The sequence below is a fragment of the Acinetobacter sp. GWC1_38_13 genome (assembly GCF_001767535.1).
Lineage (GTDB): Bacteria > Pseudomonadota > Gammaproteobacteria > Pseudomonadales > Moraxellaceae > Acinetobacter > Acinetobacter junii.
The window spans coordinates 24,265-46,901 of the sequence record NZ_MELG01000092.1; the positions used below are offsets into that span (position 1 = coordinate 24,265).

General features: G+C 38.5%; 18 protein-coding genes and 1 pseudogene. 14 read left to right on the forward strand and 5 right to left on the reverse strand.

Annotation, left to right across the window (positions count from 1 at the left end):
* Window positions 1-66: 66 nt before the first annotated feature.
* The 3 genes from acnA to A2003_RS09880 all read left to right on the forward strand — a co-directional run bounded on the left by acnA (window position 67) and on the right by A2003_RS09880 (window position 5,002).
* Entirely contained in the window at window positions 67-2,823 is a 2,757-nt protein-coding gene (gene acnA / locus A2003_RS09870) for an aconitate hydratase AcnA (RefSeq protein WP_286687274.1), read from the forward strand.
* 108 nt (window positions 2,824-2,931) lie between these two features.
* A complete protein-coding gene (locus A2003_RS09875) occupies window positions 2,932-4,119 on the forward strand; it encodes an MFS transporter (RefSeq protein WP_171500855.1) in 1,188 nt (395 codons plus the stop codon).
* Window positions 4,120-4,180: 61 nt separating this feature from the next.
* A complete protein-coding gene (locus tag A2003_RS09880) occupies window positions 4,181-5,002 on the forward strand; it encodes a tRNA threonylcarbamoyladenosine dehydratase (protein ID WP_039047730.1) in 822 nt (273 codons plus the stop codon).
* Window positions 5,003-5,016: 14 nt separating this feature from the next.
* Here the strand turns inward: A2003_RS09880 and A2003_RS09885 are convergent, their stop codons facing one another.
* Window positions 5,017-5,496 carry a CHAP domain-containing protein gene (locus A2003_RS09885; RefSeq protein WP_004960871.1) on the reverse strand — a complete coding sequence of 160 codons (480 nt, stop codon included), beginning with the start codon at window positions 5,494-5,496 and terminating at the stop codon, window positions 5,017-5,019.
* 259 nt (window positions 5,497-5,755) lie between these two features.
* Window positions 5,756-6,772 carry a tRNA dihydrouridine(20/20a) synthase DusA gene (gene dusA / locus A2003_RS09890; RefSeq protein WP_502685954.1) on the reverse strand — a complete coding sequence of 339 codons (1,017 nt, stop codon included), beginning with the start codon at window positions 6,770-6,772 and terminating at the stop codon, window positions 5,756-5,758.
* A 133-nt stretch (window positions 6,773-6,905) separates the two neighbouring features.
* Here dusA and A2003_RS09895 point away from each other — a divergent pair, with 133 nt between their 5' ends.
* The gene (locus A2003_RS09895; protein ID WP_286687275.1) at window positions 6,906-8,054 is read left to right on the forward strand and encodes a site-specific integrase; all 1,149 of its coding nucleotides are present in this window, start codon (window positions 6,906-6,908) and stop codon (window positions 8,052-8,054) included.
* Here A2003_RS09895 and A2003_RS09900 read toward each other — a convergent pair.
* Entirely contained in the window at window positions 8,038-8,310 is a 273-nt protein-coding gene (locus tag A2003_RS09900) for a pyocin activator PrtN family protein (RefSeq protein ID WP_004692381.1), read from the reverse strand. The genes A2003_RS09895 and A2003_RS09900 overlap by 17 nt on opposite strands.
* 185 nt (window positions 8,311-8,495) lie before the next feature.
* Between A2003_RS09900 and A2003_RS09905 the strand changes: the two genes are divergently transcribed.
* Window positions 8,496-9,377, forward strand: a complete 882-nt coding sequence (locus A2003_RS09905) for a hypothetical protein (protein ID WP_233738805.1) — start codon at window positions 8,496-8,498, stop codon at window positions 9,375-9,377.
* Window positions 9,378-9,477: 100 nt separating this feature from the next.
* Here the strand turns inward: A2003_RS09905 and A2003_RS09910 are convergent, their stop codons facing one another.
* Entirely contained in the window at window positions 9,478-10,422 is a 945-nt protein-coding gene (locus A2003_RS09910) for a hypothetical protein (protein WP_233738804.1), read from the reverse strand.
* Between the two features lie 186 nt (window positions 10,423-10,608).
* Here A2003_RS09910 and A2003_RS09915 point away from each other — a divergent pair, with 186 nt between their 5' ends.
* The 3 genes from A2003_RS09915 (at window position 10,609) to A2003_RS09925 (ending at window position 14,869) form a co-directional block, all read left to right on the forward strand.
* A complete protein-coding gene (locus A2003_RS09915; RefSeq protein WP_253115698.1) occupies window positions 10,609-12,414 on the forward strand; it encodes a helix-turn-helix domain-containing protein in 1,806 nt (601 codons plus the stop codon).
* 448 nt (window positions 12,415-12,862) lie between these two features.
* Entirely contained in the window at window positions 12,863-13,864 is a 1,002-nt protein-coding gene (locus tag A2003_RS09920) for a YagK/YfjJ domain-containing protein (protein ID WP_286687276.1), read from the forward strand.
* Between the two features lie 42 nt (window positions 13,865-13,906).
* Entirely contained in the window at window positions 13,907-14,869 is a 963-nt protein-coding gene (locus tag A2003_RS09925; protein WP_286687277.1) for a hypothetical protein, read from the forward strand.
* A gap of 56 nt (window positions 14,870-14,925) precedes the next feature.
* Here A2003_RS09925 and A2003_RS09930 read toward each other — a convergent pair.
* Window positions 14,926-15,204: pseudogene (locus A2003_RS09930) on the reverse strand (helix-turn-helix domain-containing protein); the annotation flags it as partial.
* Window positions 15,205-15,513: 309 nt separating this feature from the next.
* Between A2003_RS09930 and A2003_RS09935 the strand changes: the two are divergent.
* The 6 genes from A2003_RS09935 to A2003_RS09960 all read left to right on the forward strand — a co-directional run.
* Entirely contained in the window at window positions 15,514-15,957 is a 444-nt protein-coding gene (locus A2003_RS09935; protein ID WP_286687278.1) for a hypothetical protein, read from the forward strand.
* A gap of 47 nt (window positions 15,958-16,004) precedes the next feature.
* Window positions 16,005-17,204 carry a TolC family protein gene (locus A2003_RS09940; RefSeq protein ID WP_112987543.1) on the forward strand — a complete coding sequence of 400 codons (1,200 nt, stop codon included), beginning with the start codon at window positions 16,005-16,007 and terminating at the stop codon, window positions 17,202-17,204.
* An 11-nt stretch (window positions 17,205-17,215) separates the two neighbouring features.
* Window positions 17,216-18,691, forward strand: coding sequence for an efflux RND transporter periplasmic adaptor subunit (locus tag A2003_RS09945; RefSeq protein ID WP_286687279.1), 1,476 nt, complete (start codon window positions 17,216-17,218; stop codon window positions 18,689-18,691).
* Between the two features lie 12 nt (window positions 18,692-18,703).
* Window positions 18,704-21,832, forward strand: a complete 3,129-nt coding sequence (locus tag A2003_RS09950; protein WP_286687280.1) for an efflux RND transporter permease subunit — start codon at window positions 18,704-18,706, stop codon at window positions 21,830-21,832.
* Window positions 21,833-21,843: 11 nt separating this feature from the next.
* Window positions 21,844-22,218 (forward strand): hypothetical protein, encoded by a 375-nt coding sequence (locus tag A2003_RS09955; RefSeq protein WP_004761005.1) that lies wholly within the window; start codon window positions 21,844-21,846, stop codon window positions 22,216-22,218.
* Between the two features lie 5 nt (window positions 22,219-22,223).
* The coding region (locus A2003_RS09960) for a HupE/UreJ family protein (protein ID WP_286687281.1) at window positions 22,224-22,637 on the forward strand (414 nt) is incomplete at its 3' end.

The window sequence follows — 22,637 nt, forward strand, 5'->3', positions numbered from 1 at the left end:
AACAAGGGTACATTAAATAGACAACTTGATAATAATCAAACTCGCCAATGCTGGGAGGGTAACCTAATGGCCAGATATAGCAAAATCAATAGTTTTAATGCATTAAAAACCTTAACTGTCGCTTCCAAATCTTATCAAATTTTTAGTTTGTCTAATGCCGCTCAAACGCTTGGTAATATCGATAGATTACCGAAATCCCTCAAGGTTTTATTGGAAAATTTATTGCGATTTGAAGATCAAAAAAGTGTAAAAGTGGAGCATATACAAGCTCTAGTAGATTGGCAAAAAACAAAATCTTCAGAGCAAGAAATTCAATATCGTCCAGCGCGTGTACTGATGCAAGATTTTACAGGCGTACCTGCTGTGGTTGACTTAGCCGCGATGCGAGCTGCAATGGCACAAGCAGGCGGTGATCCAAATCGAATTAATCCTTTATCTCCTGTGGATTTGGTAATTGACCATTCCGTGATGGTCGATCATTTTGCAGATGAAAATGCCTTTGCGGAAAATGTTGAAATCGAGATGCAGCGTAACGGTGAGCGTTATCAATTCCTGCGTTGGGGGCAATCTGCATTTAACAATTTCAGCGTCGTCCCACCAGGTACAGGTATCTGTCACCAAGTCAATTTGGAGTATTTGGCTCAAGCGGTTTGGTTAGGTGACGATGATGGTGAGACATTTGCCTTTCCTGATACCTTGGTTGGAACAGACTCTCATACCACGATGATTAATGGCTTAGGTGTTTTGGGATGGGGTGTAGGTGGTATTGAGGCTGAAGCTGCAATGTTAGGACAACCCGTGTCAATGTTAATTCCAGAAGTGATTGGATTTAAATTGACTGGCAAGCTAAATGAAGGAATCACTGCTACAGATTTAGTGCTGACCATTACTCAAATGTTGCGTCAAAAGGGCGTCGTTGGAAAGTTTGTCGAATTTTATGGAGATGGTCTCGCTGATTTACCTTTAGCTGACCGAGCGACGATTGCCAATATGGCACCTGAATATGGTGCAACTTGTGGTTTCTTTCCAATAGACGAGGTCACACTCGGATATTTGGCACTGACAGGTCGTCAACAAGATCGTATTGACTTGGTTGAAGCTTATAGCAAAGAACAAGGTTTATGGAGAAATGCAGGTGATGAACCGATTTTTACAGATACCTTAAGTCTCGATATGAGTACGGTGCAAGCGAGTTTAGCGGGTCCGAAACGACCTCAAGATCGAGTTTTACTTTCAGATGTTCCAAAAACCTTTAATGCGCTGATGGAGCTCACATTAAAGCCAGCCAAAGAAGCAAAAGAAAACTTAGAAAATGAAGGTGGTGGTGGAACTGCGGTTGCATCTAAACAAGCCAATCTACCTCATGACAGTCCAACTTGCACATTGGATGGTCAAAGCTTTCAGTTAAATCATGGTGATGTCGTGATTTCTGCAATTACTTCTTGTACCAATACATCCAATCCAAGCGTGATGCTTGCCGCTGGTTTATTAGCAAAGAATGCTGTAGAAAAAGGCTTACAGCGTAAACCATGGGTAAAAAGCTCACTTGCACCCGGTTCTAAAGTTGTCACCGATTATTTAGCTGCGGCTGGTTTAACGCCGTATTTGGATCAGCTTGGCTATAACTTAGTGGGTTATGGCTGCACCACATGTATTGGGAACTCTGGGCCATTGCCTGAAGCTGTTGAGGAGGCTATTCAATGTCAGGATTTAAATGTCGCTTCTGTACTTTCTGGTAATCGAAATTTTGAAGGGCGGGTACATCCTTTAGTCAAAACCAATTGGCTTGCATCACCACCTTTGGTTGTTGCTTATGGTTTAGCAGGAAATATCCGTACTGATCTCACCACTCAACCAATTGGGCAAGGTAGCAATGGCGAAGATATTTACTTAAAAGACATTTGGCCAAGTCAGGCAGAAATTGATCAGGTGCTGCAAAAAGTAAACACTGACATGTTCCATAAAGAATATGCAGCAGTATTTGATGGAGATGAAACATGGCAGGCGATTCAAATTCCACAAAGTCAAACCTATGCATGGCAAAGTGACTCGACTTATATTCGCCATCCACCATTCTTTGAAACGATTAGCCAAGCTCCACCAAAAATTACCAATATTGAGCAAGCACGGATTTTGGCTGTACTTGGCGATTCGGTGACGACTGATCACATATCACCAGCGGGGAATATTAAAAAAGACAGTCCAGCTGGACGCTATTTGCAAGAGCAGGGCGTAGATGCAAAAGACTTTAACTCTTATGGTTCACGACGCGGTAATCATGAAGTGATGATGCGAGGTACATTTGCCAATATCCGTATCAAAAATGAAATGCTCGGTGGTGAGGAAGGGGGAAATACGATTTATATCCCAAGCAATGAGAAATTGGCAATTTATGATGCATCGATGCGTTATCAGCAGGATAAAACGCCATTAGTGATTATTGCAGGTAAAGAGTACGGTACAGGTTCATCTCGTGATTGGGCTGCAAAAGGAACTAATCTTCTTGGGATTAAAGCGGTGATAGCCGAAAGTTTTGAGCGTATCCATCGTTCGAATTTAGTTGGTATGGGGGTGTTGCCGTTACAGTTTGTTGATGGGCAGACTCGTCAAACTCTAAATCTGACGGGACGTGAAGTAATTTCTATTCATGGTTTATCTGATGATATTCAACCCCATCAAACTTTAGATGTGAGTGTGATACGCGAAGATGGTCGTCAAGACCAATTTAAAGTGTTATGTCGTATTGATACCTTAAATGAAGTGGAGTATTTCAAAGCAGGTGGTATTTTGCATTACGTGCTTCGAAATTTAATTGCTGCTTAATTTCAAATGGATTATGAATCAATAAAAAGATGAAAATTAGGTTTTCATCTTTTTATTTAAGTTTAAATGTTTTAGCAGTATGGTATCTGAGTTAAATCTCATGGAACGATAGCGTTGAATCAGTTACCTAAATATGTGTATTACCTACTCATTGCACAAGCATTCAATCTAATTGCCGCAGTATTGTCGGTTACGGTTTCTGCTATCGTCGGTTTAAAGCTTGCACCTACGCAGGCTTTAGCGACAGTTCCATATGGTTTGCAATTTTTGGCGATGCTATTAACAACCTTTGTTTTTTCATTTCTGATGAAACGATGGGGGCGCCATGTGGTATTTCAATTTGGTGTACTCTGCTTATTTGCGGCTGGTTTTTGGGGATATCAAGCTTTATTAAAACAAGATTTTTGGCTGCTGTGTCTTACACATTTTTCGCTTGGGCTTTTTCTATCTACAGCGAGTTTTTATCGTTTCGCAGCATCTGATCGTTTGTCATCTGAATTAATCCCCAAAGCGACTGCATTGGTGATTTCAGGTGGTGTAGTGGCAGCTGTAATCGCACCTGTATTAGCGATTCAATTTCAGAAAGTGAAGGGATTACCAGATTTCACAGCAATTTATTTGATCTTCTGCGGATTGGCTTTATTGTTATCGCCGATTTTGTATATATGGCATTCAAAACACAAATTACAACAAACTCCACAGCCAAAGGTTGAATCGCTGAATCGAGTAAAAATGTCAAAGCATCTGGTTGTTGCTGCGATTATTAGTGGAGCATTTGCATACTATATTATGAATGTGATGATGATTATGTCGTCTTTGCATTTAAAAGAGCATCACTCTTTTCATTACGCATCAATTTCAATCCAGTTGCATGTTTTGGCAATGTTTGTCCCATCATTCTTTGTGTCAAAGCTCATTCAACGTTGGGGAACCCATACGATTATTTATACGGGTTTTATTTTATTAATGTTGTCTGCATTTATACCGATGATGGGGCAAGCAGGTATCTTTATTAATATCGCTTTGATTGTTTTAGGTGTGGGGTGGAACTTTGCTTATTCTGGTGCTTCGACATTATTGGCTGGATTGGAAGAACAACAAAAGCATCGTGTTCAAGGAATCAATGAAACGGTGATTGCATTATTCGCCACTTTAGGTGCTTTTTTACCTGCACCAATCCTCACCAGTCTGGGATGGAATAATGCAAATTTATTGGCGCTTTCACTCACCTTTGTTGTGCTTTTAGTCTTGATTGGTTTGAGTCGTCGACAGCATGCACAAGTATCATCAATGTAGCCTAAATTTGGATAAACACGCTAAAATAGCTACTTAACTCATAGCTGTAGAATTTTTTATGATGACTGATCTCCAAAATGATGAATATGACCGCCGTTTCGCTGGTGTGGCTAAAATTTATGGAGAAAGTTCATTTAGTCATTATGAAACCAGTCATATCATGGTGATTGGTATAGGTGGTGTAGGCAGCTGGGCAGTGGAAGCTCTCGCCCGTTCAGGAATTGGTGAGCTAACTTTAGTGGATATGGATGTCGTTGCTGCATCAAATATCAATCGTCAATTGCCTGCGATGACTTCTACTTTAGGACAAGAAAAAATTGAAGTCATGGCAGAGCGTTGCAGACAGATCAATCCACGTATTAAAGTGAATGTAATTGATGACTATTTGACACCTGAGAATGTCAAAGAAGTTCTAGATCCCGTTCCTGATATTATTTTAGATTGTATTGATGATGTCAAAGCCAAGCTGGCGTTAATGCTACATTGTCGTTTTAACAAGATTCCGTTAATCGTGTCTGGTGGAGCTGGTGGTAAGCTTGATCCACTTAAAATACGCGTTGCAGACTTATCGAAAACAGAACAAGATCCAATGCTTGCTAAGTTACGTGCTCAACTTCGTTCAAAAGGTATTTGCAAAAAGCCAAAAGAAAAATTTGGAATAACTTGCGTCTATTCTATTGACAATCCGTTTTCAAGTGCTGATGTCTGTCCTACGTCACTCGGGCAGAGCCCTCATCTTGCGCCTGGACAAAGCGGTGCTTTGTTTAATCCAGGCTCAGGATTGCGCTGTGGCGGTTATGGTTCGGCGGTTGTAGTAACATCGAGTTTTGCAATGGTTGCTGTGGCTGAAGTACTGAAAAAACTCGATAAGATGAGGGCTTAGGAAAGCCCTAAAATTTAAACTTGCGGGTATTGCGGTGCTAAACGGTAATAGCTATAAGTCACGTTAGGGTCTTTATAAACATCATAACTGGTTTGCTTGAAGTCTGAGACCCATTGTGAACCTGTAAAGCCTGCAATATGTCCATAACGATGTTTTTTAGTGCGATGGATAATATAGATATCGCCAGGTTGCGGGTTGTTAAACTCTGGTTTGATTTTTTGATAGCCAATTTGTTGAAGAGTACGTCCCCAATCCGATGCTGCTACAGGATGCTGAACAATTTTAGCTCCTGCGGATTGCAATGCAATTCTAACGAATTTAGCACATTGAGATGAACTTCGATAAGATGCTCGTTTGGTGAGCTTTTGAGAAAATTTGTCGACATCAATTGTGTGTATTAATGCTGGTTTTGGCATTTCTCGATAAGGGATGACCAACTGTTGTGCAGGTGGGTGCATCATGCTGTGGTCAACTGAGGGAACATCATAAATCATTGTAAATCTCTACCGCATTTTCAAAACAACTGAACGTGTGCCAGAATCTGTACGCGGCACATAGTAAGCGATAAATCTCAAAAAGACTAAAATGTAATGTAATAATATAACAATTTAAGCTGTTGATAATGAACTTACGAAAAAAACTTAATGAAGATTTTCTTAATTTTAAGTAGTTTATAAAAGCGAAAATTTAAATTTTAATATTTGTAAAATGATGTTTCTTAATGTGATGAGGTTGGCGTTTTTTGAGCATCAATCAAACTTGATGCTCTCGAAGATAATCTTCAGTCCTTTGCATTGCTGCTTGAATATTTTGAATCGCATTTTCGATATCAGCTATGGTCTTTGCATTACCACCACTGAGAGATTGGCGCCACTTACGCGCACCAGGAAGATTTTGAAATAATCCTAGAATATGGCGAGTGATAATAGAAAGGGGAGCACCTTCAGCAACACGTTGATGAATATAAGGCATCATTTGTTGCATGATGTCAAAACGATCGGGTGCATCCAAATTCCAAAGTTGTCCCAACTCAGCTAGTAAATAAGGGTTGTGATATGCCTCGCGACCAATCATTACACCATCGACATGTTGTAAGTGTTGTTTGGTTTCTTCAAAAGTTTTGATGCCACCATTGATTTCAATAGTGAGGTGCGGGCGTTCTAGCTTGAGACGATACACGTCCTCGTAACGCAGAGGTGGAACTTCACGATTTTCTTTGGGTGACAAACCTTGCAAGATCGCAATGCGTGCATGCACGATAAAATGCGTACATCCTGTAGCTGCTAAAGTATCGACGAAGTGCAGCATTTCTTCATAAGACTGCATATCATCAATTCCAATACGATGTTTTACCGTTACAGGAATTGAGACGGCTTTTTGCATACTGTGAATGCATTCTGCAACTAGATTTGGTTCTGCCATTAGACAGGCACCAATTTTATTATTTTGAACACGATCACTCGGACAGCCGACATTTAGATTGACTTCGTTATATCCCCAATCTTCAGCCATTTTAGTGCAAGTTGCTAGCTCCTGTGGATTTGAACCACCCAGCTGTAACACGATTGGGTGTTCTTGCTGATTAAAATCCAAATGACGATTTGCACCGCCATAAATAATTGCACCTGTAGTCACCATCTCAGTGTAAAGCACTACATTTGGATTAAATAAACGAGCAAAGAAACGATAATCTTTTGTTGTCCAATCCATCATCGGGGCAACACTGATTCGCGGAGATTGAGTGTTTTCAATGTTTTTGTTAATAGTCATTAAAAATCATACCTTTAAACTATATTTCGCAACCTGCGCGAATCTGTTTTAACCAGTGTTTAGGTGGGTTAATCGGTTTGCATTTACACCAAATTTTACACCATAATGGAAAAAACATGTTGTGGTGTAAATTATGGGATCAATTACAGCAAGGAAAGGTGCAGATGGTAAAGTTAACTATCGTGCTGCGATTCGAATCACTCGAAAGGGCTTTCCTGCTTTTTCTGAAAGTAAAACATTTCACTCAAAGAAATTAGCTGAAAACTGGATTAAGAAACGAGAAGTCGAAATTCAAGAAAATCCTGATATTTTGCTTGGCAAAGAAAAGTTGATTGATCTGACCTTATCAGATGCCATAGATAAATATTTGGATGAAGTCGGGAGCGAGTACGGAAGGACGAAACGCTATTCTCTGCTCTTAATTAAGAAACTACCAATTGCGCGCAATATTATCACAAAAATAAAATCAGTACATTTGGTCGAGCATGTGGCTTTAAGGAAGGGTGGAATTCCGTACCTCGATCTTGAACCTATTGCAACTAGTACACTGCAACATGAGCTTTTACATATCAGAGGTGTTCTTTCTCATGCTGCTGTTATGTGGGAAATGGATATTGATTTAAATAGCTTTGATAAGGCTACTGCTCAGTTAAGAAAAACACGTCAAATATCCTCCAGTCAAAAAAGAGACCGACTGCCTTCGAGAGATGAATTGATTGCATTGACGAAGTATTTTGCAGAACGATGGAAGCTAAATCGTTATGGCTCTAAATACCCAATGCATTTGATTATGTGGTTTGCAATTTTCTCATGCAGACGTGAAGCTGAATTAACACGATTGTATCTTCGAGATTATGACCCACATCATTCAACGTGGAAAGTGCATGATTTAAAGAATCCTAATGGTTCTAAAGGTAATCATAAGTCATTTGATGTACTTGATCCTTGTAAGGTGCTGATCAAAAGACTGAAACATTCAGAAGTTCGAGAACGGATGCTAAAGCTTGGACATAATGAAAATTTGTTATTGCCTTTGAATCCCAAAAGTTTGGGTAAAGAATTTAGAGAAGCTTGTAAAATTTTGGGGATTGAAGATTTACGATTTCATGACTTGAGACATGAAGGCTGTACTCGATTAGCTGAACAGAGTTTTACTATTCCTGAAATTCAGAAAGTAAGTTTGCACGATTCTTGGGGGAGTTTACAGCGTTATGTATCAGTGAAAGCGAGAAGAAATATATTACAGTTGGAGGAGGTGCTACGCCTCATCGATGAAACGTAGCAAAATCTTTGGATGCCTCTGAATATTGCTTATCCAAGACAGCAGCAAGATCCTTAATGTGTACCAAAAATGGAGCACGTTTACTTTTATCTATTTTGAATACTGAGAAAGGGAATTGTTGATTATTCGCTTTTCTCAGTGCTTCGGCTTTGCTGAGGTGGGGATAATAGTCAGAAACTACTGTCATTAGTTCAACGGTCATAGAACGATACTTTATAAAAAGTAGTTCGGTAGTATTAATTTGAAAGCAACTCATGAAGTGGGTATTCCATACATAAAACTTTTTTAATTTGAATGGGTCACCTTTGAAGTAAGGCTGACCATCCCTATGTCTTAATCTTATTTTTTTGATGTAGGTCTTTATGTAATACTAATAATTAGAAATAATATTTTACTAGAGTTGTGGTATAACATATTGAAAACTATTATTTAGATTCATAAATGAGAAATTGCACACTTCTTGATTTTGAGCAATTGCAGGATGAAATTCTGAATTGCTTTTTGGATCATGCTGGACGTTTTTTAAGAGAACATAAAATAATAAGCGATCCTGACCCAAAGACTGAGTTTGAAGCGTCAGAACGCGAATTTTTGGTTGAACTGATGGTAGAGCATAGCCAAATGCAGTTCTTTGGTGAAACGTATTCGGTACAAGACTTGCTGAATTTGCTTGGTCAAATTAATACGGTAATAGAGGGGATTCGTGATTATAGACAGCAGCAGATTAATGAGAAATATTCTGAAATATTAAATAAATATATTGAGTTGGTTGTTGATGAAGGCGGGAGAGTCTACACCTATAACCCGAGTTTGAAGCGTAGAATCAATGGAATTTTGAATATAAGAAAACGATATGCGCCGCTGTTGCATAAAAAGCTTGAAATATTCTATTCAGAATTAACTGGTTATGCTCAAAAAAATGGCAGATTTAAAAATGCTTCGCAGGCAGTACAACTGATTTTACCCACGCTGCAAATCAAGTTTAGAGAGTTTGATTTGCAATGGGTTCAAAGCAGATTAGAGACAAATAAACAGAAAATTTTAGATTTAACAGAAGCCAGAAAAAATAACGAAAATAAAGACACCTGTGAAGATGATGATTTTGGTGTGTCATTTAAAATTCAGGATAGAACCTATCTAAACCAGATCAGGGAATTACAGAATGAAAATAAAAAATGGGAACAGTTTCTACAGCATCCAGAGCGGTATTTTCCACAGCAAAAGCAACTCCCATTTAATACAGCATATTGCGATGAAGTGCTGGTCAATCACTTAAGGCGTCGTCCTGATTTATTGAAAGAGATTATCCAAGTTCAATTATGAATATCATTGAGGTGATGAGGGGGGCTCGTTCTTAGGCAGCAAGTGGATGAGGTGTGCTATTGCTGCTTGCTCCTAGAAATGAGTAACTGTTAGCTCAGGCTCAGGTTTGAGCTGGTACAACTTCATCGTCATTTTGTACGGTATTGCCATATTGATGATGCTGATCAAACCCTAAAGCATAATTGGTATTTGGTTGATTTTTGATTGTTAAAAATTGCTTTTGTTTTGCGCATTCGTTTCTCAATTGAGTTTCAATTTCGCCAAGTGCTTCGGGTGCAAGAGTTTGGTTAATGCTTTGTTGATCTGCTTCGTTAATCTCGCCTAAAAAAGCTTTAATTTTCTCTAATTCAATGGTTTGATTTGTAGCCAATTGAATTAGGTATTCCTCAAACTCTTTTGCAGATTTGCTCATGTTTTCGTGGATGATATTTTTTTGGTGCACGAGCTCTTTTTTGAGTTCTGTAATTTTTTCATCCTTTAATTTCAATTCTTGCTTTAAATTAGAATCATGATTTAAATTTTGCTCTTTTTTGAGTCTTGATATTATTTTATCTTTTTCACTTAATTTAAAATTATGTGCATCAATTAAAAATTCTAAGCAGTTATCTAGACTTTTAAACTTACAATTTTTTTTAATTGTCTCAAGTTGTTTTAATATATTTTTGTCCATTGTGATTTGTTTGGTGATACGGTTGGCTTTATTTTTCTCAGAGTGGTATTTAAATAAAAGGAATTTCTTTTTTAAAATTGCAAAATGTTCATCATTAGTTTTAATAATAAAATTTGTTGTCTCACATATGAGAGGGTTTGTAAATATTTCGTTTATGTGGGATGGCCTAGCCAGATTTTCTAGAGAATCTGATATTAAATTCTCATTTGATCTAGGTTGGGGGTGATTTGTAGATGTGTAAACAATCTTTTGGCCAGGTTTATCAAGCCTAGTTAATAGACTTTCCTTCATGTAGCTCTCTTGATCCAAGAAATTTTTTTTTAAGTCCGTATCAGTCGATAACCATTTATCTAAGGTTAAATTTGGTCGTACCATTTTAAAATTCATAAATATTTAATTAACATTTATATATCAGTAATTAAATATTAAGTAAATATTAAGTAAATATTAATTATGTAGTAACTGTTGAAAAATTAAATTTTAATTATCATTTCGTACCTATCAGTATTACTGTAAAATACTTATACACAAATAAGAACTTGATGAGTGGGATTTTTTAGCATGAGTATCCACGATTCTGAACAGCGCTTTTTGGCGCTATTTATGGCTTTCTATCAAAGGGTGGAGGGGCAAATTTCAGCCTATGCTTTTTGGGCATTAATCACGTTTATCAGAAATTTTGGAGTCGGAAGTACATCATTGCCACTCGGTGAATTATCAAAAGTGATCGGCATACAGGTTAAAAAATTACGGGGTGTATTGAATGAGTTGGAACAACAGGGAATATTAAAAATAGATTTTCCTGAAACTGGAAAAAGGTCTAGAGTTCGTCATTTACAACTTAATCTTACTTATATAAGGCTTGATTCAGCCACGTCTATTGAATGGTTAGAAAATAGTAATAAGCGTATGGTTAGGCAGATCCCTTTATTAAAATTAATTCAGACTTTATTTATAAAGAGTGATGGCATAAGTATTAGCAATTCACCTAAAAAAATAGAGATCGACTGCTATCTTGATTATCGAAGTTATCTTGTTTTATTACGGTTGCTTTACGGTGCAGACTCATTTGGGATTGTTATAGGGTGTGGAATTGGTGAAATTGAGCGAGCCACGGGTTTAAGCAAACAATCTATTTATCGCGCTATACAGCAGCTTAAAAAAAACGGATTTATCCGCTGCCAAGCGGATGGCGCAATTCGAAATAGTTTTATTCAAACAGAGTCTCCAATATACGCTTTAAACCTTTCGCATAGGTTTTTGGGGGATGCTGCGATCTACGGCAAATTTTATATTTTGAAGTACCCCCAGCCGCATGTTTTTGAAGTTCAGAAAGTGGCCTCTATTTTTACTATGCTGAATCCAAAGAGCGACTTGTTGTCAAACACTAAAAGTGAAGATTCAGATGTTGGCTTGAAGGTGTTGAATTGCAAAAACTATTATTTGTTACATGATCCTTTGTGCTGGATGAAACCGTTTATTCTTCGGTCTCGTGATGCTGTAGGTTATGCAAATTATGTTGTGTTACAACAGCAGGAAATAATGAAGTTATATGATCATTATGTCGAGCTAAAGCGGTTACATCCAGAGAACCCATTATCAGCGACGTTTTATTTAAAGCCGCATGAAAATATTTTGAAGGATGAGGCGGTTTTGGGTCATTTAGCATCTATCCAGCATACTAAACTCAGCGGGATGAACAACCGCTTAGGTCTTTTTCAAAGCATGCTTGAGCAGTGGTGCTGCCAGATATACAGTTGGAATAAATCGCTTTTTAAATTGCTGAAAGAAGCTAACCCAGTAGTAATCGATAATGAAAGCTTTGAGCGTTTAGGGTGCACAGACTTTCTCTATCCGTATTCATTGCAAGCGACTCAAATCAAAACAATCAAAGAGGATATGACGCTAAAAAATGAGTCTGATAAAATTGAATCAATGATCACCTTCAAGTTAAATGCTGAGCAGTCCAGAATTCATCAGTTTTTAATGGCCCTTATGGATCTAATTGCATATAACCAAATTTATTTTTTTCAGCAATGTATGCGGAAACATTCTGATATTGACCAAAAGCTCAGTGCAACTAAAAGTAGTTTGGGAAGGGTGTTGGTAAATGCAACTGAAATAGTGACGCCTTTTAGGATTTTACCTCGGTCATTTATACAGAATACATACAGCTGTTGCTTTGTCCCTGATCAGCATGCGGAAGCTAACAGGTATTTCTTAAGTGAATTGGCGTTTCAAGAACCCTTTCAGGATGGAACTCGCTTTGATTTTCCTACACAGCAAATAACAGAAACCTCACCAACACTGGCAGAACTTAAAAATTACGGACTGCTGTATCAACACTGTTTGTCATTATTCGAATAGTTTCTTTGCGCTAAGTTTTTTTTGGAAAAACCATTTTTCTGACCTAACTATCGTAACGTTAAACATATAAAAAGCCGAGCTTATCCGAAGGTTTGGAAATCGTGCTGATCGGCTGGGCTATCATTATTGCTTTTGCGCTAAGACGGTTTTATATATTATTAATATATAGAGATTAATACTAATAATAGATTCATGACTATACATCATAGAACTATAAATATTAAATATACCAATACAATTACTCATACAGATAACAAGAACCACGAGACATGTCATACAGATCTGAATAGATACCCCATATGGATGACGTTATTGATCAATGGTCTATGCAGAATGAGATCACTATTCGATATATGGATGACTTGTCCTTACTTGAGATAAGGACTCCATTTAAAAAAATAAGTCGATTGCTTAACTATGACGTGAATCATAGTTAAGGAAGTTCAACGTGTTCCCATTAGATCTAGATCATCAAGCAGGGGTGATGTATACCATTCATCGCTTTGTAGATATATGTCTTAATTTTGATATTTCAGACGAAGCATTCATTTTCAACTTAGAACGCTTGTATTGCGCATTTGAAGCCTTTAAACAAGAAGGGATTGAATACGCAGCATCGATTAGGGCATTTATTGCAGTCACTGAGTACGTCAATACTCAACGTGGCATGCTTAGCTTTGGTGAATATCTATCAGGGTTGTCTATAGGCGAAATTAAGGCATTAAGACGAATCCTGCATGCATATCGAGGGCTGATAAGTGATGAGATCAAAAGCTTTGCGAGACGGAAAGAATTGAATCGAGATGCATTACTTGATGAATTTGAAGGCGCAATTAAGGGGTATTATTCGGTTCTGGTGATCAGAGTGGATTTGAGCTATAACAAGGACAGCATGAGTGAAATTACAGTAAATGACTTCTATCAGCATATCGGAAAACTACGTGATTTGATCACTGATAAGAATGGATATTTTGATGCACTTTTGACCTATGCGATCGCACTGGAGCAGGGTATAACCAAAGGCTTTCATGCTCACTTGGCATTAGTGATTAATCGGTCTGAGCACCAGAGCGATTATAAAATTGCTGAAGGGGTAATTGAGAAGTGGAATGAGATTACTTTAAGCAAAGGTGTTGGATGGAACATCAACACGACAGCGAATAAAGACAACTACGAGAAGCAAGGTCGTTTAGGCATTGGAGAGATTCGTCGAACAATACCCGAACAAGGCGATAATGCTTTGGGTGCAGTTGCGTATCTCAGTGACCCTGATAAATACGAGCAGACGTTATTGGTTAAACCACGAGGGCGTAAAACGTTTTATAAGGGGGATTATCGGCATCATGGTCGCCCAATACCTGATACAGAAGAAAATAGAAGAATCAAAGAATGGGATGCGCAGACCGCTTTAGCAAAGCTGGAAGAGGAGATTTGGTTTAAAAAATTATGAAGATGCCAGTTCTATGAAGTTAATTAATTCGTAGGACAACACATGAGCCATTCAGAGTTAGAGTTTGTTACAGCACCCCGATTAGAACAAGACGTTTTAGAGCATTACCAAACGATTCGCTTTGCTCCAATTCCAGAAGGTACTGATTACGATGCTCATCAAAAAAATATAGATCAGGAGTTCAAGCGGAAACTGTCTGGTTATTTTTCAGCATGGCGCAGAATTATGGCCGTTGGCATTCATGAGCATTTATCTTTTTCCTTTTGGGCAGACAAGTTCTTTCAGGCTTACTGCAGTGTATTACAGGAAGAGCAGATTCGGTTCTTTGAGGTCACGGCGCAAAGAAGCGCTGGTTTTTATATCAATAAGATCGTAAAGCGGTTGAGAATACTGTTTGAAAGCACCAGCTTGACTGAAGAAATGCACAAGCAGAATGAGCGTTATGAAAAGCAAATTGAAAAGCTGAGAGAATCTTATTGCAATACCAGTCAAATCTATCCAGATGCTGCGGATTTAAAACTGGAACTAAGTCTAAATGAGGGTGGAAATGAAATTATCGATTTGCGACAGTTAGAGCGATTTTTATCAAATTTCCAAAAAAGTCTAGCAGCTGAGTATTGGTATAGAACACAAGCCATTTACCGCTTTTATCAAATTGTACGGGATGATGTTCAGCAGCGGTATGTGATCCACTTTTATCTGAGCTTTAACCGATCACTCTATGCTGATCCATTATTTTATTGCAGTGTCATAGAGCGTTGCTGGGCCCAGGTCACGAATTATATGGGTACCTGCAGTTGCCTTAGTCTGACAGATCAAAATAGTGTGGTTGATGCTGAACAGATGTTTCGGATTGATCGAATTATTCAAGAAGACGTCCAATGTCCGCTGAGTGCATTAAATAGCATGCCAGAGAATCAAACGGGTCAGTTTGGGCTTCCGAATAGAATCTGCATTTACCCTAAAGGATTTAAATGGTTTGATGGAGCACCTGTACGGCGCTGAAAATTTATATGAGTGTCCTGCACTTGCTTGACGCTCTAGATTGCGCAGATTATCCTTCTCATCAATTCTGTTTGCAAACGTCGAGCACCCAGATTTCTAGCCGAGCGCATTTCCAATATTAAGGCCTCTAGCTCAGTATTGATTTTAGTATTTGGAGATTTTAATGGGCGTTTACTCTGACTACTTAATCCATCAATACCTTGATCAGAATATCGTTTCCACCACTTGCGTAATGTTGGTCTAGAAATGCCACATCTCCGACAGACTAGGCCAGCATCATTGGTCTCTTCAAATAATTTAACCCATACGAGTCTTTGTTGAATTTCTCTGTTCATAGACACCAATTATATTGAAATGATGTCTATGAATCACACATTTAATGACTAGATTTCATTGGAGATTTTGGATGAGTTCAATTGCCACCACCTCTAAGATAAGTAAGCTTACTTTGTACTAACTCAAACTAGGTACAGCTTAAATCCTTTTAATACAGTTCCAGAAAATAACTAAATAAAGCTTCATTACCCATAAGCTATCCATTGATAAAGAGATAGCTTGTAAATTTGAGATATATTTTCATATAGGATTTACTTTCTAGAAGCTATTCAGTATTCTTTTCACGTTTCATTTTGATCTGACTTGCTATGTTGGCTAATAAGTTTTTTAAGCTTATTCTCGTATCAGTCCTGTTTTTGTTTGCTATAACAACGACGGGGATTTATACGTGGGCGCCTGTAATAGCAAAAAATCTAGGTCATCATCATGAACTGAGTATTTCTGTAGAAACAGACAGTTCCAGCCAATGGTCTCTTATTCATCATGCTGAAGAGCAAGTCTTAGAAGATACTAAAAATCACAACTGGACCAGTTATGATGAAGCACCTTTTCATCATTCTACTAAGCCTATTCAAGCTGATGATCAAATTACAATTGATCCAGTTTTTCTCTTAAGTTTTTCCCTCCCGCTCATTCTGCTTTTCCTGAGTCTTTTTGAACGACCCGTTCGATCCTATGCACTTAGGAAAAGGATAGAATATCTTTGTAATTCCTATATATTTACAAAAGGTTTAATTGTTCTAAGAAATTGATTTTTCTGTACAAAAAATAATTTCCATTTTTTTGTATAGGTAAAGTCATGTCTAAAAAATATCAGATATTTCTTGCCTGTGGTTTAGTAGCAGCAACGACTCGATTATTTGCAGCATCTGATTACGTTCAGCTACAACAACAGGTAATTTCAAACGATTCAATTTTGAAGAGTTTGCAACAGTCTCAACACGCATATGCCATAAATCAGAAATATGCCGGTAGACTTAATAATCCTACGTTTAATCTTGAATTAGACAATTTAGGTAATTCAGACCTTAAAGATCTTGATGGGCCAACGACTATGATTGGTTTGTCCCAGGATATTCCTCTCAATAATAAACGCGCTTTGCGTAGGCAGTTGGCAGGGTTTCAAGGGAATAATAACCAATTTGAGGCATTGAAGCGTCAGGCTGAATTAAAAGCCGATTTCCGTGTTTGTATGTCAAATTGGTATGCGGCTTCAAAACGGGTAGAAATTTATTCTACCGAAAGCAAGATGAACGCGAGACAAGCCCATGTTCTGAATGAAAAATTGAAGTTTGGCAGAGTAATTCCATCTGATGTTCAATTGAGTTCAGCTTTATCGTCTGAATCAAAACTACGTTATCAGAACGAAGTGAAGAAAGTTCAATTTCAAAAAAATCTGTGTTCCAAATTCATATCTGTATTACCTGATCAAGCAATAGAAGTTCCTTTAAGCATTAACTTTGCCGATAAAGTGAGCTTATCTGAACAAGAAGCCTTGCTTAAAACTCAACTGGCTAAAACCCAGTATGAATTAGCTAAAAAAGAAGCCGTGCCAGATATTACGCTGGGTTTAGGGGTAAGGAACTATCAGGAGACCAATGATCAAGTTTTCTTAGTTTCTACATCTATTCCCCTATCTGTTTTTAATCGAAATAAGGGGAGCATTGCACTTGCACAAGCGGAGCAAGTACATGCAGAAACTCGTTCTATTCTCGTAAACCGTAACTCCAAAATTGAATTAGAAAATAAGTCTATTGAAGTATCGAACCTGATTGATTCGATCAAAAATTATGATCAGTCCATACTTCCTGCCACCAAAGAAAGTTTGAGAATTGCTGAAATGGGGTATCAGGCAGGAAAAATTTCTTTACTTGAATTCAATACTATTAAGCAAATTTGGTTGGATAAACATCTCGCTCGATTCGATTTGTGGTTGGCTTTGCAAAATCAAATTGCAGAGGTTGAACGAAATTATGTGACCAATTTAGATCAAGAATAAGGCCTGAAAATATGAATAAACCAACCAATACTTTAATTACTACAGGTGTTATCGCTTTATTAGTCGTTTTATGTGCAATCGCTTGGTACAAAACGGGTAATAAAGCCGAAACTTCAAGTCATAATGAGGTGACTGAAGAAAAAGTTGCTGTAGCAGGAGATGAAAAAGGCCCGCATGGGGGCCGTTTATATCGCGATGGTGATTTTGCTGCTGAAGTCAAAATCTTCGAGGAAGGGGTAGAGCCTCATTTACGGGTGTATGGCTACTTTAAAGATAAGCCATTAAAACCAGAAGAGATTAGTGCCAATATTTTTATCCAGCGTCTTGATGCAGAACAAACCATATCATTTAAGCCTGAAAGCGATTATCTGATTGGGAATGAAATTGTCTATGAGCCACATTCATTCTTGATGGTGATCAATGTTGATTATCAAGGTAAAAAACATACTTGGAAATGGGATACCAAAGAGGGACGAGTCACTATGCTTGATAGCAGTATCAAGAGCAGTGGTTTGGAACTTTTAAAAGTTGAACCCATGATGTTTGAAAATGCACTCGAACTCAAAGGTGAACTGAAATTTCCTGATAATTTTGAAAGTTTTATTACCCCTAAAGCGAGCGGAACATTAATAAAAACGTACCGTTCAATTGGCGATCAAGTGAATCAGGGGGATCTTTTGGCGACTGTACAAAGTCCGGATTTAATTCGTCTTAATGCGGAACGTACTCTTGCATTGGATACCTTACAATTTGCCCGTAAAAAGATGGAGCAGGAACGAGCTTTATTCCAAAAGCGTGTTTCACCTGAAATTGATTACATCAATGCCAAACGTGAATTTGAAGATGCACAGACTCGGGCCAATGAGCTTAATAGTTTAATCAGCTCTTATGGAGGTGCGGGTAATGGAACAATTGAAGTCAGAGCCGCGATGTCAGGCACGATTCTACAGGTGCTTGGAGCAGTGGGTTCTAATGTAACGCCATCATCTCCATTGTTCAAAATAGCTAATACATCTCAGTTGCTTGCTGTGGTTAATGTACCAGCAAATAAATTAGATGCTATAAATCCAAACAATAAAGTAACTGTTAAGCCTCAAACTCAAACAGGCACAGAAGAAGCGTTGGGACGTATCAAATATATCAGTGACGTGATTGATCCAAAAACACGAACTGCGCAAGTCTTTATTGAAATTCCAAACCAGTTCAGATGGCGTTCAGGGCAGTTAATCACTGCAGAAATCTTTGAAAACCAGAGTATGAAACCGATGGTTGTCCGTGAAGATGCTTTACAGAACTTCCGTGATTGGGATGTGGTGTTTATTCGTGTCGGGAATGACTTTGAAGCACGTCCTCTAGAGTTAGGCGATAAATTTAATGGTTTTGTTGAAGTTAAATCTGGTCTAAAAGCAGGGCAGATTTATGCAGCAGGTAATTCTTATTTATTAAAAGCAGAGCTGGGTAAATCTGGCGCTACTCATGATCATTAAGGAGTAGCGTTTATGTTTGACCAAATTGTAAAGCTCTCGATAAAGAATCGTTGGCTGGTACTGATCATTTTCCTATTCATAGGGGCATTTGGCGTTTACAACTATTTTAAACTGCCCATTGATGCTGTACCCGATATTACCAACGTACAAGTTCAAATTAACAGTGAGGCCCAGGGCTTATCTCCAACCGAGATGGAATCCCAGGTCACCTACCCCATTGAAACGGCTTTGGCTGGTATTCCTAATCTGGACTATACCCGATCAGTATCCAGATACGGCTTATCTCAAGTGACTGCGATTTTTAAGGAAGGCACGGACATTTACTTTGCCCGTCAGCTAGTGAATGAAAAGTTGCAAGGGGTTACACCAAGTCTTCCAGGAGGTATATCGACTTCTATGGGTCCTGTTTCTACAGGACTTGGCGAAATCTTCATGTACACGGTGGAAAATGCAAAAAACAACCCGACTCCACTTTCACCGACTGAATTGCGAACACTTCAGGATTGGGTGATCAAGCCTCAGCTTCGAAATGTCGAAGGTGTGAATGAAATCAATACGATTGGTGGCTATTTAAAACAATTTGTTGTACAGCCCGACTATGCGTATTTACGAAGTATTGGTCTAGATCAAAAGACTATTTTGGATGCTATTTCTAAAAATAGCATGAATAAAGGTTCAGGCTATATTGAGAAGAATGGTGAGCAGTACTTGATACGTTCTGATTCTCAAATCAGTTCGATTGAACAAATTCAGAATATTCCGATCACCACAAGCAATGGTTATATTTTGCGTTTAAAAGATGTAGCTAAGATTTCTATTGGACATGAACTCCGTACAGGTGCTGCAACAAAAGATGGCCAGGAAATCGTGCTGGGTACAGCTTTTATGCTGATTGGAGAAAACTCTCGTAATGTCGCTGATGCAGTAGATCAAAAATTACAGCAAGTCCAAAAGTCTTTACCTGAAGGTGTTGAAGCCAAAGCAGTATATAACCGTACGACATTAGTTGATGCCACGATTGAAACCGTGAAGAAGAATTTGCTCGAAGGTGCAATTCTGGTCATTGTCGTGTTGTTCATTTTTCTGGGTCATTTCCGTGCTGCACTGATTACCGCAATGGTGATACCACTGTCTATGCTGATGACCATAACAGGTATGGTGAATCAGAAAATTAGTGCAAATTTAATGAGCTTAGGGGCTTTGGACTTCGGGATCATTGTAGATGGTGCCGTTGTAATTGTTGAAGCCTCACTTGCAAAATTAGCGATGAAGCAGAAAGAATTAGGACGAATACTCACCCGTCAAGAACGATTCACGACGGTTTTTGAAGCGACTAAGGAATCACGAAAAGCCATTCTCTATGGTCAGTTGATCATCATCTTGGTGTATCTGCCTGTCATGACGCTTACTGGTGTTGAAGGCAAGATGTTTACACCGATGGCAGCTACAGTTGTTATGGCTCTCGTGGCTGCAATGGTTCTTTCGATTACTTTTGTTCCTGCAATGGTGGCTTTGGTCACGACAGGCGAAATTAAGGAAGAGGAATCGAAGATTGTTCATTTCATTAAGAAAGTTTATAGCCCAATTTTAGATTGGTCTTTGAGTCATCGTTATAAGCTGATCGCGTTCGTAGCAATTTTCTTTGTATTCAGTGCGAGTCTTTCAACTCGTTTAGGTTCCGAATTTATTCCCTCATTAGATGAAGGTGATGTGGCATTACATGCACTTCGAATTCCTGGAACTTCTTTAACTCAAGCTGTTGAAATGCAGTATGCGCTTGAAAAAGAAATCGTCAAAATTCCTGAAGTGAAAACCATGTTTGCCAAAGTGGGGACAGCTGAAATTGCGACTGACCCAGTTCCACCAAACGTCGCTGATAATTTTGTGATATTGAAACCACGTAGCGAATGGCCGAATCCTGACAAGGAAAAATCAGCTGTCGTTGCCGATATTGAACGTGTGGCAAAAGGCGTTTATGGCAACAACTATGAGTTCACTCAGCCGATTCAAATGCGTTTTAACGAACTGATTTCAGGTGTCCGTACAGATGTTGCAGTGAAGATTTATGGTGATGATTTAGATCAGTTGCTTGAATCTGCAAATGCTGCAGCGAAAATTTTAGAAGGTGTGAATGGAACAGCCGACTTAAAAGTTGAACAGATGAGTGGGCTTCCAATGGTCTCTGTTGAACTCAAGAAAGACATGATTGCGAACTATGGGCTAGATGCAGAAGATGTGCAAAAGCACGTTTCTAATCTAATCACCGGTGAAACAGCAGGTAAAGTATTTGAGGGTGATCGTAAGTTCGATATTGTTGTGCGGATGGATCAAAACTCAGTAACTGACCTGGAAAAACTGTATCAAATTCCTGTCAGTTTGCCTGATGGTTCAAGTGTATTGTTGTCCGAATTGATTGAATTGAAGAATATTCAAGGACCCAACCAAATTTCTCGTGAAAATGGTAAACGTCGTATTGTGATCACGGCAAACGTGCGTGGTACTGATATCGGTAGTTACATTGCTGATGCACAATCAAAATTAAACTCTGATTTCCAAATGCCAGAAGGTTACTGGCTCACTTGGGGCGGTACTTTTGAACAAATGGAGTCCGCCTCTAATCGACTTATGATTGTTGTACCCATCGCTTTGATTTTGATATTTGCAATGATTTATATGGCCTTAGGCAATATCAGAAATAGTGTGCTGGTCTTTACTGGTGTGCCTTTTGCATTAACGGGTGGCGTCATTGCTTTAGCCCTCCGTGATATTCCTTTCTCTATCTCGGCTGCTGTTGGTTTTATTGCTTTATCGGGTGTTGCAGTACTCAATGGTTTGGTACTCGTATCGGCCATTCAGAGATTGCGTGATCAGGGTGAAGGGCTGATTGATGCAGTAAAACATGGTGCATTAGAACGTTTGCGGCCAGTGCTGATTACTGCACTGGTTGCCTCTTTGGGCTTTATCCCTATGGCTTTAAACGTGGGGATTGGTTCAGAAGTACAGCGTCCAATTGCAACCGTTGTTATAGGGGGAATTATTTCCTCAACGCTACTTACCTTGATTATTCTGCCCACCCTGTATGTTTGGTTTAACCAAGCTCTTCAGAAAAAATCTGACGATTTCGCTGAGCAGAAAGGGTAGAGAAGTTCAATATGATGGCAATAGTGCAAGATTCAAAAATGAGATATGTGATGATGTGGCTGGTTTGCATCATCAGTCTTGCACTATGTCTGCATTTTAACGAGCATGCGACTGAAAACCGCTTTCAAGAGCATGCCTATGTAGATGTGATTCATACTCATCATCATGAGGTAAATCAGCAACATTCACATCATCATCAAGATACCTATTACGAACATTTTTCTAATGTTGCATCTCTCAAAGAAATAGCACTCATCTTGCTTCTGTTAGGTGCGCAAATATTTGACCGTACGAAGAAATACGCTCTATTGCTTGCAAGTCGTATTTTTAAACCTCCAAAAAAAATCATGAGTTTTTTGAACCATTTTTTAATTTTTGGAGTTTGATTTAGATGCAAATTATTGATTCACATTATGTGAAGCTCAAAACCTATTTAAAGCTGTTGATTGCTTTAGGTATGGTCTTGATAAGTCCTGCACTTTTTGCTCATGGAGTTGCAGAGGGTGACAAAGGCTATATACAGGAAATCTACGGTGTTCATGTGATCCCCTTTATTTATCTGGGCGCCAAACACATGGTTACAGGTTATGACCATTTATTATTTCTGGTCGGTATTATTTTCTTCTTATACCGTATGAAAGATATTGGTTTGTATGTCAGCCTGTTCGCCATCGGTCATTCAGTTACCATGCTGATAGGGGTGTATTACAACATTTCGATGAATGCATACATTATTGATGCAATCATTGGTTTTTCTATTGTTTATAAAGCTTTAGATAATTTAGGTGCTTATCAGCGCTGGTTT

Excerpts from the sequence above, each read along its gene's own strand:
- acnA (WP_286687274.1), top strand. The coding sequence starts at position 67 with ATGGCCAGATATAGCAAAATCAATAGTTTTAATGCATTAAAAACCTTA.
- A2003_RS09880 (WP_039047730.1), top strand. The coding sequence starts at position 4,181 with ATGACTGATCTCCAAAATGATGAATATGACCGCCGTTTCGCTGGTGTG.
- A2003_RS09885 (WP_004960871.1), bottom strand. The coding sequence starts at position 5,496 with ATGATTTATGATGTTCCCTCAGTTGACCACAGCATGATGCACCCACCT.
- dusA (WP_502685954.1), bottom strand. The coding sequence starts at position 6,772 with ATGACTATTAACAAAAACATTGAAAACACTCAATCTCCGCGAATCAGT.
- A2003_RS09895 (WP_286687275.1), top strand. The coding sequence starts at position 6,906 with ATGGGATCAATTACAGCAAGGAAAGGTGCAGATGGTAAAGTTAACTAT.
- A2003_RS09900 (WP_004692381.1), bottom strand. The coding sequence starts at position 8,310 with ATGAGTTGCTTTCAAATTAATACTACCGAACTACTTTTTATAAAGTAT.
- A2003_RS09905 (WP_233738805.1), top strand. The coding sequence starts at position 8,496 with ATGAGAAATTGCACACTTCTTGATTTTGAGCAATTGCAGGATGAAATT.
- A2003_RS09910 (WP_233738804.1), bottom strand. The coding sequence starts at position 10,422 with ATGGTACGACCAAATTTAACCTTAGATAAATGGTTATCGACTGATACG.
- A2003_RS09915 (WP_253115698.1), top strand. The coding sequence starts at position 10,609 with ATGAGTATCCACGATTCTGAACAGCGCTTTTTGGCGCTATTTATGGCT.
- A2003_RS09925 (WP_286687277.1), top strand. The coding sequence starts at position 13,907 with ATGAGCCATTCAGAGTTAGAGTTTGTTACAGCACCCCGATTAGAACAA.
- A2003_RS09935 (WP_286687278.1), top strand. The coding sequence starts at position 15,514 with ATGTTGGCTAATAAGTTTTTTAAGCTTATTCTCGTATCAGTCCTGTTT.
- A2003_RS09940 (WP_112987543.1), top strand. The coding sequence starts at position 16,005 with ATGTCTAAAAAATATCAGATATTTCTTGCCTGTGGTTTAGTAGCAGCA.
- A2003_RS09945 (WP_286687279.1), top strand. The coding sequence starts at position 17,216 with ATGAATAAACCAACCAATACTTTAATTACTACAGGTGTTATCGCTTTA.
- A2003_RS09950 (WP_286687280.1), top strand. The coding sequence starts at position 18,704 with ATGTTTGACCAAATTGTAAAGCTCTCGATAAAGAATCGTTGGCTGGTA.
- A2003_RS09955 (WP_004761005.1), top strand. The coding sequence starts at position 21,844 with ATGATGGCAATAGTGCAAGATTCAAAAATGAGATATGTGATGATGTGG.